Raw genomic sequence first — 12,332 nt, 5'->3', positions numbered from 1 at the left:
TTCCTCAGGCCTGTGGGCGACTTGCGGGCGAGGCGGTTTCGTTGATTTTCACGGGCATCCCCGGCCGCAGCCGCATGGTGCCCGAAACCACCACCTTCTCGCCGGCTTTGACCCCGGACAAAACTTCGACCACACCGGGCCGCCGCAGGCCAATTTTGATCTCTCGGCGTTCGGCGATATTTTCATTATTGATCACATAAACAAACTGATCCTGCCCAAAGGGCACCACCGCCCCTTCGGGCACGGCCAGAGTTTCGCGCTCGCGGCTGATGACATCGATGGTCATCATCATGCCGGGGCGCAGGCGTTTGTCTTCATTGGGGATCTCCGCCCGAACGGTAACTGCGCGGGTGACCGGATCCACGCGGGAATTAACGGTGATCACCTTGCCGGCGAAATCTTCATCGGGGAATGCGGCGGCCCGGGCCACCACGGTCTGGCCGGCTTTCAAGCTGGCCAAAAAGCGTTCGGGAACAGCGAAATCCAGCTTGATCGGGGTCACATCATCCAATGTGGTGATGGGGGTGCCCGATGTGAGATAGGTGCCGGGGCTGACCTGGCGGAGCCCCAAAATGCCATCAAAGGGGGCGCGCACGATCCGATCAGCAATACGGGATTGAGCAGCATCCACCTGGGCTTTCGCAGTTTCCACGATCCTCACCCGTTCATCAAGAACCGCCCGCGAAGCATTGCCGCGTTCCACCAGATCGCGCGTGCGATCCAATTGCTGGCGGGCTTCATTCAAGGTGGATTGCGACACCGCCAACAGCGCTTCCTGTTCAGAGCGATTGAGGGTGACCAGAATATCGCCTTCCTCGACGATATCCCCATCATTGAAGTTGACGCTTTCCACGGTATCGGCCACCCGGGCATTGATCACCACGGATTCATTGGCCTGTGTGGTGCCAATCGCCTCGATACGATCAGCAAAGGGATGGGTGGAAACCGTTGCCACCCCCACCGCCACGGCGCGATCCCCAAAGCCCCGCCCATCAGCAGGGGTTTGTTCATAAAACATCAAAAAAGCCCCACCCCCCAGAATGGCAAGCGAGATCAGTGTCAGAAACACGGAAGCGAAACGTGTCATAAGTCAGCCCAATGCAGTTGATCAGTTTACGAAAACACTTACGCAGCCGACGATGAAAACGACCAAAAATAATTTATGGCAATCATTTGGACCGGCATTGAGACCTGATACGCGATCCAGCCGCCGATCCTGCGGTGCAGGTGATGATTATTTTTCAGATGAGACTATTTAACATTGTTTTCCCCCCTGTGCCAAGCGGCAGGCTGTGCCTGAGAGGGCTTTCAACGAGACGTGATTGCCGCGATGATAAAGCCTGATGCGCCTTAAAGGGGAGAAACCATGCTTGATCCATCAACACCGATCCTGATCAGCTGTGCCCAGCACACTGTGCGTGATGCTGCCCCCGATGCTTTGCTTTCGCCGCAGGATCTGCTGGCCCATGCGGCCCAAAAAGCTCTGATCGATGCAGGCGGCGGGGCGGGGGATACTCAGCGTAAGCTGAAGATCACGCAGAAGATCGATAGCCTTGCCGTGATCCGCAGCTTTGCCGATTCCGCGCCGCAATTTGCCTCGCCCCATGGGGGCTGTTCGCATTATCCGCTGGCCATTGCCCGGCGGATCGGAGCGAGCCCCGCCCGCTGTTTTTATCCCCATCTGGGGGGCAACAGCCCGCAGATGATGCTGAGCCTCTTGGCCGAAGACATCCGCGCCGGACGGTCGCGCATGGCGCTTTTGGTGGGGGGCGAGGCGATCCGCACTGCCAGCCTTGCCACAAAGGCGGGGCAGCGCCTTGATTGGTCGGAAGATCATGATGGCCCGCTGATCACCCCCGGCGATCCCCGCCCCGGCATATCGGCCCATGAACTGCGCCATGGTCTGGGCAATCCATCCGATTGCTATCCCCTGTTTGAAACGGCGTTGGCCCATCATTATCAGCGGCCCATGTCGCGCCATCGTGCCCATATTGCCGATCTTTTTTCACGGATGAGCGCGGTGGCGGCAGCCAATCCCCATGCCGCCACCCCGATCCATCATCGCCCCGAAACCATCATGGAGGCGAGCGACGATAATCGCATGATCGCCTGGCCCTATACCAAATTCATGAATGCCAATCTCTTTGTTGATCAGGCTGCCGCCCTTGTGCTCACCTCGGTTCATGAAGCCCGGGCCTGTGGTGTGCCCCCCGATCAATGGGTGTTTCTTGCCGGGGCTGCCGATCTTGATGATGCCTGGTTGATGAGCGAACGCCCCTCATTTCATCGCTCTGAGGCGATCCCCCGGGCGGCCCACGCCGCCATGGATCAGGCCGGGATTGGGGTGGATGATCTCGATTTCATCGATCTTTACAGTTGCTTTCCGGTGGCGGTTGAAATCGCCGCCGATGCCTTGGGGCTGGCCCATGATGATCCCCGTGGCTTAAGCATCACCGGCGGGTTGCCCTATTTTGGCGGGGCGGGCAATGCCTATTCGTTGTTTGCCATTGCCGAAATGGTGGCCCGCCTGCGGGGCCGGGATCGGGGCTTTGGGCTGGTCACTGCCAATGGCTGGTATCTGACCAAACACAGTATGGGGGTTTATAGCGCAGCACCCCCCCAAACCCCATGGCAAAAGCGCGATCGCCCCGATCTTCAGGCCGAAATTGATGCCATTGCGGCACCCCCCCTGATCATCGAACCCCAAGGCCGGGGCCGGATCGAGGCGGCCACCGTCCGCTTTTCCCGCAAAGGGCCCGAACAGGGGGTTTTATTTGGCCGCCTGCCATCGGGCGGGCGCTTTCTGGCCAATATGGCCGGGGACGATCAGGCGGCCCTTGATGCCCTGATGGGGGAGGATGCCATTGGCTTGGAGATTGATGTGCGCATGGATGAAAAAGGCCGTGGGCTGGCCCATTTGATCTGATGGTTTTTGGGGTAGCCTTAGAGCATTTTCCGATTAAAGGGGATCGGATCAAATGCTCTAAATATTTGGTTGACCGCGATTTCCTGGCCGCGTCGTGATTCCACTCCGCTCGAAATCGCTCTAGCCCGCGCGAAAGGCTGCGAGGAATTCATCGATGGCAGCCAAAGCTGCGGGTTCATCGAGCAGGGGGGCATGGCCGCGATCCGGGATGGTGACGCCCCGGCAATTTTGCTGGCTGCGGCACATGTTTTCCATCACCTCGGGCGCCAGAATATCGGAATGGCTGCCGCGAAGGATCAGAATGGGAATGCCATCCAGCCCCTGCCATAAGGGCCATAAATCGGGCGGCACGGCCTCGCCGCTTTGCATGGCATTGGCAATCGCAGGGTCATAATCGGGGATGATCCCAGTATCCGTTTCAACACACAGATTGCGGGTGAAGCGATCCCAGGCCGCCTCATCAAGGCCGGGCAGGGCATCGCCATTGATCGCCTGCATCTTTGCCCGGGCTTCATCCCAGTTTTTGGCCCAGCTTCCGGCAGGGGCACTGGCCCCCACATAGCCGCGAATGCGGTCGAGCCCCTTGGGGTCGATTTCCGGGCCGATATCATTGATGATGATGGCCTTGATGCGATCTTTGATCTGCGCCCCCATGATCATGCTCATCAGCCCCCCCATCGAGGTGCCGATCAGGATCACCTCATCAAGGCCCGCATCATCAAGCAGCATCAGGGTATCTTCGACATAGCTGCCGGGGTGATAATTTTGCGGATCGGGATCGCGGTCGGATCGCCCACGGCCCCGCACATCCATGGCCAGAACCCGGAAATCTGCACCCAGATGATCGGCCAGATCGCTGAAATCCAAAGAATTGCGGGTGAGACCATGCAGGCATAAAATCGCCGGTTTGCCGATGTTTTCGGGCTGATCGCGATAGGCGATCCTTAAGCCTTGAGCATTTTTGAACTGGCGAAGCGGCCACATGGTCTCATCCCCTTGTTTTTTTGGTTAAAATTTCATGCGGACTGTACCCGTGAAGGTCCGGGGATTGCCGAAAAAGGCGGTGAGGGTGCCTTCCAATCCCAATTCCGGCGCCAGGGTTTCATCGTTGACGAAATCAAAGCCCGAAACAATATATTCCTTGTCGGTCAGGTTCTTGCCATGCACGCCCACTTGCCAGCGATCATCATCCGATGTCCAGACAATGCTCATATCAAACAGCACATAGCCTTCCTGATCAAGTTGGTTGCTTGAAACCTCGAATTGATTGGTGGTGGAGCGATAAGAGGCAACAGGCAGGAACGACAAGCTGCCCGATGCGCCGAAAAGCTTGAGCGGTCGGCTGTAATCAAGGCGCACATTGGCGGTCCATTCCGGGGTATTTTGGAATGTGGCCTGATCGGCAATATCCTGGCCGAAAGCATTGATGAATTCCTGAAATTCGGCATCAATATAGCCAACCGCCGCCGTGGCATTCAGATGATCACCGCTGGCCATCAGATTTTCGGCCAGAATGGCATCAAATTCAAGCTCGATCCCCCGGATGCGGGCTTCACCGGCATTGGATGTGATGCCCACAAAGCTTTCGGCAACCCCATCATTATCGGCATCAACCCCCACCGAGCCGGGGATCTGGATATCGTCATAGGTGCTCCAGAAGGCGGCGATGGAGCTGCTCAGGCGTCCATTCAGCATGGTGCCTTTATGGCCGATTTCATAAGTGGTGATCTCTTCCGGGCTGAACATCAGGAATTCTTTGACGTCTTCGGGATCAGCAGCCCCGGCAATTCCATCGCCATCCAGATCGGGTGCTGCCGCCCCTGAACCCCGGGGATCGAAACCACCGCCCTTAAAGCCTTGGGAAAAGCTGAAATACAGCATGTGGTCGTTGGTTGGTTTCCAATTCAGGCTGGCCCGGGGGGTGAAATCATGGAAGGTTTCACTGCCGTTGAAATTGGTTGCCGTAGCAATGGGGTTGCGCTCAGGTCCGCCCAGCAGGGGGGAAAGTCCGCCCAGAAAAGTGGATCGGTTGATCCGTGCGGTGCGTTCATCGCTGGTAAAGCGCCCACCCACAGAGAGCGCCAAGTTTGTGGTGATATCATAAGTGAAATCGCCAAAGATCGACCAGGTTTCGGTATCCACATCGCCCAAGGTAAAGGCATTGAGCCCGGGCAGGCCAAGCAGAGCGCCGGTGGTGCCCAAAATCACATCGAAGGCATTGAATGCGGTCGCATCCATATAGAAAAAGCCGAGAACGCCATTCAATCGCTCGCTATTATAAAGCAGTTGCAATTCCTCGCTGAACTGGTCGTCGCGGGTGATCAGCGCCACATCGACATCTGCGGCGGGCAGGCTGTCGAAATCTTCAGGCAGGCTGGATTTATTATCCCGATAGGCGGTGATGCTTTTCAGCATCAGGCGATCATTGATGGTATATTCGATCAGCCCGGATACACCGCGATTAACCACATTGGCTTCAGGATCATTCAGCCCGGCGCGGGTATCGAACACATCATCGAGCACGGGGGCGCCCGATATCAGCCCCGGGGTCAGCCGCGCCCCTTGCCGGGGATCGGAATTATCATCGGTCCAATCGGCGGCCAGCCGGATATAAAGGTCGCTTGTCGGGGTCCATTCGGCGCTCAGACGGCCGCCCAGAATATCCTTGCTTCCATTTTCAAGCCCTTCCAGATTGAGATTGTCGCCAAAGCCATCGCGCTGAAAGCTGGCCACGGTGCCGCCCACCCGAAAGGTTTCAGTCACGGGCAGGGAAAATGTGCCCACGAAATCGATCTGGCGAAAGGAGCCGCCCGATGCCCGCACGCTGAATTCCGGCTCATCGGCGATCCTTTTGGTGACATATTTGATGGCCCCGCCAATCGTGTTGCGGCCATAAAGTGTGCCTTGCGGCCCGCGCAAAACCTCGACCCGTTCGATATCATAAAGATCGAGCACGGCCCCCTGAGGGCGATTGAGATAGACATCATCCACATAAAGCCCCACGCCCTGCTCGAAGCCCGCCACCGGATCCTGCTGCCCCACCCCGCGAATGAACGGGGTGAGGGTGGTATTGGTGCCGCGCGAAACTTCGATGGTGACATTGGGCACAAGCTGATTGAGGCCGGTGATATCGACGGTGCCAAGGCGGTCCAAAGCATCGCCGGTAAAGGCGCTGACCGCGATGGGCACATCGAGCAGGCTTTCAGCCCGGCGTCTGGCGGTGACGGAGATTTGTTCCAAAACGCGGGGCTGGGCCGATCGATCATCGGGGCGTTGCAGCATATTGGCATCATTGCCTGCATTGGCCTGGGCATAAAGCCGGCGATGATCATCCTCGGCGGCACCGATGGTGATGGCCTTGATCGAAATGGTGGTTTCATCCACCCGTTCGAATGTGAGCCCCGAATCCTTGAGCAGGGTTTTAAGGGCGACATCCTGTTCCAAACGCCCGGTGATTTCGTTTGAGCGCTGATCGCGGATCAGATCATCAGAGACCAGAACCGATACCCCTGCCTGCAGGCTGAAATCGATGAGGGCGCTATCAAGAGGCTGGGCCGGAATGTTGAAATGATGGGCTTCAGCCGCCATCGCGCTGGCCGGTGCCAGCAGGGGCAGCGCGGAAAGGCTGCCCAGGCTCGAAAGGCTTGTGATCGCGGTGGACAAGAGAAGGGTGCGGAGCTTTGGTGTTTGCCGAAGAACGTGGGCCATGATGATCTCCCAAATGGAACCTGCGCCGCTTTTTCATGCGGCTTGTGATCCCAAAGACGGTTCAGGCAGAAAACCCCTCAAGTTTTTTTTGGCTTGGCTTGTTCATAAAGCATCGTGGTGCCATTGGGCAGGGTGATCAGATCGATGGGCAGGGCGAGATCAAGGGCCTTCAGGATGGCCTCGCGGTCTTCGATGCGGATCACCGCCGTTACCCGCATGTCGTTCAAAGTGTCATCGCCAATCCGTACGGCATCCACCATGTAACGATTGAGATCTTTCACCACCTGCGCCAAAGGGGTGCCGCGATAGATCAGGCGTCCCTCTCGCCATGCGGTGATGCTGGCCACATCGATCTGGCTTTTGGCGCTGACATCGGCGCCCGAAACGCGCGCCCCTTCGCCGCCTTGTAATTGGGTGGGTGGGGTTGATGGGCGGCTTTGCGACGAGACCGCCACATGGCCATCCATCACCGCAATTTCGGTTGCCTCGTCGCGCAGATGAATATTGAAGCGGGTGCCCAGAACCCGCACGGTGCCCGCGCCAGCATTCACTACAAAGGGCCGGCCCGCATCAGGGCGCACATCAAACAGCGCCTCGCCCTGGATTAGCCGCACATGGCGATCTTTTTGGTTGAAATCGACGGCGATGCGGCTGCGGGTATTGAGATAAATCGTTGTGCCATCTTCCAATAACAAAGTGCGCTGCTCGCCCGCCGCTGTCTGATAATGCGTTGCACGCCAATCCTGGGGCCAGGGGATGACCCCGGTCTGGCTTAGGCCAAAAACGGAAAAACCGATGAGGAACAAAACCATGGCCGCGGCAAGCGGGCGGAAACGAAAAGCCCGGTGCGGGCCGAATTGGGGTGCAGGGGCTTCAAGGCGCGCATCCTTGTGCTCAGCATCCCGATCATTTTTTTGGCTTTCGGGGATGGCTTCCAAAGCATCCATGCTGGCCCACAGGGCTTGAATTTCCTCATAGGCACGGCGGTGCGCCAGATTTTCATCCCGCCATTGCGCAAAGGCTTTTTGCTCAATTTCGCTTATATCTGAATCGCGCAAGCGGGCAAACCAGCGGGTTGCCTCATCCAATGCCTTATTGCGCGTGTGTTTTATCATGGTTTTGATGCAGTCATCTTGATGCGGTTGAGCAAGGTTTAAGGGGCTGCCTTCATTTGTCCATAAAAGATGACGAACCAGAAAGCTTCAGCCTCAATCGGGAAGGCTGATCAGAGGATCTTTTTGCGGCAGGCGGTCAGGGCTTCGATGATATATTTCTCAACACTGCTTTTGGAAACATGCAATTCCAAAGCGATAGCGTCATAAGATAATCCATGAAAGCGGTGAAGAATAAAAGCCTGCCGACAACGGGGGGGAAGCGCATTGATCGCCTCGCTGATGGCATCGATCTGCTGTCTGGCGGCAAGGTTGCGTTCGGGATCATCTGAAGACGGCCCGGCCAGATCATTGATCTCACCGTCAAAAGATGGCGGCTCAATCTGTCTTTTGCGCTTTCGGGTGCGCAGCTTATCAATTGCCAGATTGCGCGCGCTTTTCCCGATGAAGGCGGCCAGATTGCTGATCGGGCCGGGATTTTGCATGCGCAAATAGCGAACATAGGCATCCTGCGCTGTATCCTGCGCATCCTGATGATGATTGAGCTTGCCCACCAAGGAGCGCACGAGACGCGCATTTCCTGTTCTGACAAGGCGATCAAGCTCGGCATTGCGCTGCCTGCTCATGTCTGGCGCTGCCTTATGTTATATATCCCCAAAGATGTGTGGATTAGATCGCGCCAATCTGCACATTGCAAGGGAATTATACGGGGGATTTCGCAGGAACCGGATTGAGCCGCCCGAAAATGCAGCCCCATGATCCCGCCTTTACGAAGGGTGCGGCATCAGGTCCGCTGGCGGAGATGCACGCGCCCTTGCGTATCGATGGGGGCGGGATTAGCTTGCAGGCATGAAAAGCATTACAACACATAGCGGTCAAGCGGGGAGCGGCCTGCGCAGTCGTTCAGCTCAGGAGCGCGCTTTGGGCCGCTGGCTTTTATGGGTTGCGGCCTTGGTCTTCCTTATGGTGGTGGTAGGGGGGATCACAAGGCTGACGGAATCCGGGCTTTCAATGGTCGATTGGCGGCCCGTTACGGGGATTTTGCCGCCCCTCAACGAACAGGAATGGCAGGCGGCTTTCGATCAGTATAAAGCCTCGCCGGAATATCGGATCAATAATCGCGGAATGAGCCTTGCGCAGTTCAAAGGCATTTTCTGGTGGGAATATGGCCATCGCTTATTGGGGCGGCTGATCGGCTTGGTCTATGCCCTGCCTTTGGCCATTTTCTGGCTCCGGGGCCGTGTCCCCGGCGCTTATAAGGGGCGGCTGCTGTTTCTTTTGCTGTTGGGCGGGGCGCAGGGATTTCTTGGCTGGTTCATGGTGAAATCGGGCCTGATCGATCATCCTGAAGTCAGCCATTATCGGCTGACCGCGCATCTCACCTTGGCTTTTGTGATCTTCTCCGCCCTTTTATGGACAGCGCTCGATCTGTTGTCGCGGGGGCGGCCTTATCGCGATGGGCATTTGCGCACTCTGGCGAAATGGCTGCTCGCCCTTGTCTTTTTGCAGATCATCATGGGTGGCCTGGTGGCGGGATTGAAGGCGGGCTATATTTTCAATAGCTGGCCCTTGATGGATGGCCGATTCGTTCCCGCTCAATTGGTGGATATGGCCCCCTTTTGGGTCAATCTGTTCGATAATAGCGCCACCGTGCAATTTGATCATCGCATGGGGGCTTATGCCCTGTTTATCTTTGGGATCATCCTGCTGGTGAAAACTTATCGGCGGCGGGTGCCCGTGCGCCTGAAAATGCTGGCGGGGCTTATATTTGCGGCTTTATGTGCGCAGATCGCGCTGGGGATTTTCACCTTGCTTCATCATGTGCCGGTGGCTTTGGGGGCTGCCCATCAGGGGGGGGCGCTGGTGGTTCTGGCATTGGCTGTGGGCTATCTGCATAGCGTGCGAAAAAGCGATGGGCCTTAATTGCGGTATAGAAATACCACAATTATAAACTGCTGCCAAATAAAGCGTTTTTTTCTTGACCTTCTTTGATTGCCGCTATAGATGGCGCAGGGAATGAGGTGTTTCAGGATCGGATGTCCATGAATTTTATCATGGGGTTTTGGGGCATTTCTTTTTAATTTCAATCCAAGCACAAAGGATCACCGGATATGAAAACCTATTCGGCCAAGCCGAGTGAGGTTGAGAAAAAATGGCTGATCATCGATGCGGAAGGGGTCGTCCTCGGCCGTCTTGCATCTTTGGTTGCCATGCGCCTCCGCGGTAAGCACAAGCCACTTTATACCCCGCATATCGATTGTGGTGATAATGTCATCATCATCAATGCCGATAAGATCAAGCTGACCGGCAATAAGCGCGATCAGAAGATTTATTATCGCCATACCGGTCATCCCGGTGGGATCAAGCAGGCTACCGCCCGCCAGATTCTGGAAGGGCGCTTTCCCGAGCGGGTTGTTGAAAAAGCAGTTGAACGCATGATTCCGCGCGGTCCGCTGGGCCGTCAGCAGATGCGCAATCTCAAAGTCTATGCCGGCACCGATCATCCTCATCAGGCCCAACAGCCTGAAGTGATCGATCTCGCCAGCATGAATCCCAAGAACGCGAGGTAACGGGCATGGCCACTGAAAAACAAAGCCTTCAGGATCTTAAGGAAATGACCCGGGCCGCTGTCACTGATGATGTGTCGGCTTCAGATGTTGTTGTTGAACGCAAGCAGGAAATCGATGCGCAGGGCCGGGCCTATGCCACCGGTCGGCGCAAGGATTCGGTTGCCCGCGTATGGGTGAAGCCGGGTTCGGGCAAGATCACGGTGAATGGCCGCGATCAGGCGCAATATTTTGCGCGCCCCACTCTGCGTCTCGTGGTCAATCAGCCCTTCGATGTTTCGGGCCGGAAAAACCAGTTCGATGTGGTGGCAACCGTTAAAGGCGGTGGCCTTTCGGGGCAGGCCGGTGCGGTGAAGCATGGCATTGCCCAGGCTTTGCAACGCTATGAGCCGGAATTGCGCGGTGCTTTGAAGGCCGCCGGTTTCCTGACCCGGGATGCGCGCATGGTGGAACGCAAGAAATACGGTCGGGCCAAGGCACGCCGCAGCTTCCAGTTCTCCAAGCGCTGATTTTACGTCTATCGCAAAAAAATGGGCCGTCCCTTATCGGGGCGGCCTTTTTTGGTTACTCCGGCTTTCTTTTTCGTCAAGCCGGGCTGTTTTTCTTTCGTCACCCCGTGCGCAGACCTCCACAATCGTCACCCCGGCCTCCGAGCCGGGGTCCACTCTTTGTTTGCTTCCGCGCGAGCCCTTCACGAGGTGGATCCCGGGTCTGCGCCCGGGATGACGAAAAAAGGGGTCCGGCCGGGGTGACCAAAGTCAAGAGAGGCCGGGGCAACGCCGAAGGACGTGGAGACGACCTCAGGCGAGTTTGGATTTCAGGCCTTCGTCGATCTTCTCGAAGAATTGCTCGGTGGTCAGCCAGCTTTGATCGGGGCCGATGAGCAGGGCCAGATCCTTGGTCATATAGCCCTGTTCCACGATTTCCACGCAGATCTCTTCCAGAGCTGTGGCAAAGTCTTCAACGGCTGGCGTGTCATCCATCTTCCCGCGATAGCTCAAGCCCCGCGACCAGGCAAAGATCGAGGCAATGGGATTGGTCGAGGTGGCCTTGCCCGCCTGATGCTGGCGATAATGGCGGGTAACGGTGCCATGGGCGGCTTCGGCTTCCACGGTATTGCCATCGGGGGTGAGCAGCACCGATGTCATCAGCCCCAATGAGCCAAAGCCCTGGGCCACGGTATCGGATTGCACATCGCCATCATAGTTTTTGCAGGCCCAGACAAAACCGCCCGACCATTTCATGGCGGCGGCCACCATGTCATCGATCAAACGATGTTCATAGGTCAGGCCCTTGGCATCGAACTGGCTCTTGAATTCAGCATCAAAGATCTCCTGAAACAGATCCTTGAACCGGCCATCATAGGCTTTCAGGATGGTGTTTTTGGTGCTGAGATAGACCGGGAAACCGCGTTGCAGGCCATAGTTGAACGAGGCCCGGGCGAAATCACGGATCGAATCATCAAGATTATACATGCCCATGGCCACACCGGCCGAGGGGAATTCAAACACTTCATATTCCACCGGCTCGCCGCCATCGGCGGGGGTGTAGGTCATGGTCAGCCGACCGGGGCCGGGCACCCGGAAATCGGTGGCGCGATACTGATCGCCAAAGGCATGGCGGCCAATCACCATCGGTTGGGTCCAGCCCGGAACAAGGCGCGGCACATTCTGGATGATGATCGGCTCACGGAAAACGGTGCCCCCCAGAATATTGCGGATGGTGCCATTGGGCGAGCGCCACATTTTCTTGAGGTCAAATTCTTCGACCCGGGCTTCATCGGGGGTGATGGTGGCGCATTTCACACCAACGCCGTATTTCTTGATGGCATTGGCGGCATCCACCGTGATCTGATCATCGGTTTCATCGCGCTTTTGCACAGACAGATCATAATAATGCAGATCAACATCCAGATAAGGCAGAATGAGCCGTTCGCGGATCCATTTCCAGATAATCCGGGTCATTTCGTCGCCATCGAGCTCGATGATAGGATTTTTGACTTTAATCTTGGCCATTCTC

Annotated in this window: 10 protein-coding genes; 4 read left to right on the top strand and 6 right to left on the bottom strand. The window is 56.8% G+C overall.

Annotation, left to right across the window (positions count from 1 at the left end; all coding sequences use genetic code 11):
- Positions 1–4: 4 nt before the first annotated feature.
- Complete coding sequence (locus tag AQ1_RS02250; protein WP_052370789.1) at positions 5–1,087, bottom strand: efflux RND transporter periplasmic adaptor subunit; 1,083 nt, start codon at positions 1,085–1,087, stop codon at positions 5–7.
- A 279-nt stretch (positions 1,088–1,366) separates the two neighbouring features.
- Here AQ1_RS02250 and AQ1_RS02245 point away from each other — a divergent pair, with 279 nt between their 5' ends.
- On the top strand, positions 1,367–2,926 hold the full coding sequence (locus AQ1_RS02245) for an acetyl-CoA acetyltransferase (RefSeq protein ID WP_042083656.1): 1,560 nt from the start codon (positions 1,367–1,369) through the stop codon (positions 2,924–2,926).
- 120 nt (positions 2,927–3,046) lie between these two features.
- Here the strand turns inward: AQ1_RS02245 and AQ1_RS02240 are convergent, their stop codons facing one another.
- The 4 genes from AQ1_RS02240 to AQ1_RS02225 form a co-directional block, all read right to left on the bottom strand.
- Positions 3,047–3,910, bottom strand: coding sequence for an alpha/beta fold hydrolase (locus tag AQ1_RS02240; protein WP_042083653.1), 864 nt, complete (start codon positions 3,908–3,910; stop codon positions 3,047–3,049).
- Between the two features lie 24 nt (positions 3,911–3,934).
- Complete coding sequence (locus AQ1_RS02235) at positions 3,935–6,634, bottom strand: TonB-dependent receptor (protein ID WP_052370787.1); 2,700 nt, start codon at positions 6,632–6,634, stop codon at positions 3,935–3,937.
- Between the two features lie 77 nt (positions 6,635–6,711).
- Positions 6,712–7,749, bottom strand: coding sequence for a FecR family protein (locus AQ1_RS02230; RefSeq protein WP_042083650.1), 1,038 nt, complete (start codon positions 7,747–7,749; stop codon positions 6,712–6,714).
- Between the two features lie 110 nt (positions 7,750–7,859).
- A complete protein-coding gene (locus AQ1_RS02225) occupies positions 7,860–8,372 on the bottom strand; it encodes an RNA polymerase sigma factor (protein WP_042083648.1) in 513 nt (170 codons plus the stop codon).
- A gap of 223 nt (positions 8,373–8,595) precedes the next feature.
- On the opposite strand from AQ1_RS02225, the gene AQ1_RS02220 reads away from it, so the two are divergent.
- The 3 genes from AQ1_RS02220 to rpsI all read left to right on the top strand — a co-directional run bounded on the left by AQ1_RS02220 (position 8,596) and on the right by rpsI (position 10,822).
- On the top strand, positions 8,596–9,669 hold the full coding sequence (locus tag AQ1_RS02220) for a COX15/CtaA family protein (RefSeq protein ID WP_081837011.1): 1,074 nt from the start codon (positions 8,596–8,598) through the stop codon (positions 9,667–9,669).
- Positions 9,670–9,857: 188 nt separating this feature from the next.
- Positions 9,858–10,316, top strand: coding sequence for a 50S ribosomal protein L13 (gene rplM, locus AQ1_RS02215; protein ID WP_042083644.1), 459 nt, complete (start codon positions 9,858–9,860; stop codon positions 10,314–10,316).
- Positions 10,317–10,360: 44 nt separating this feature from the next.
- Entirely contained in the window at positions 10,361–10,822 is a 462-nt protein-coding gene (gene rpsI / locus AQ1_RS02210; RefSeq protein ID WP_313981237.1) for a 30S ribosomal protein S9, read from the top strand.
- Between the two features lie 291 nt (positions 10,823–11,113).
- Here rpsI and AQ1_RS02205 read toward each other — a convergent pair whose 3' ends face one another.
- Entirely contained in the window at positions 11,114–12,328 is a 1,215-nt protein-coding gene (locus tag AQ1_RS02205) for an NADP-dependent isocitrate dehydrogenase (RefSeq protein ID WP_042083640.1), read from the bottom strand.
- Between the last annotated feature and the right edge of the window lie 4 nt (positions 12,329–12,332).

This window comes from Iodidimonas nitroreducens (assembly GCA_000710935.1).
In the GTDB taxonomy this organism is placed as follows: Bacteria; Pseudomonadota; Alphaproteobacteria; order Sphingomonadales; family Rhodothalassiaceae; genus Iodidimonas; species Iodidimonas nitroreducens.
The sequence above is the reverse complement of the archived record's forward strand: the minus strand, read 5'-3'. Positions and strand labels throughout refer to the sequence as shown.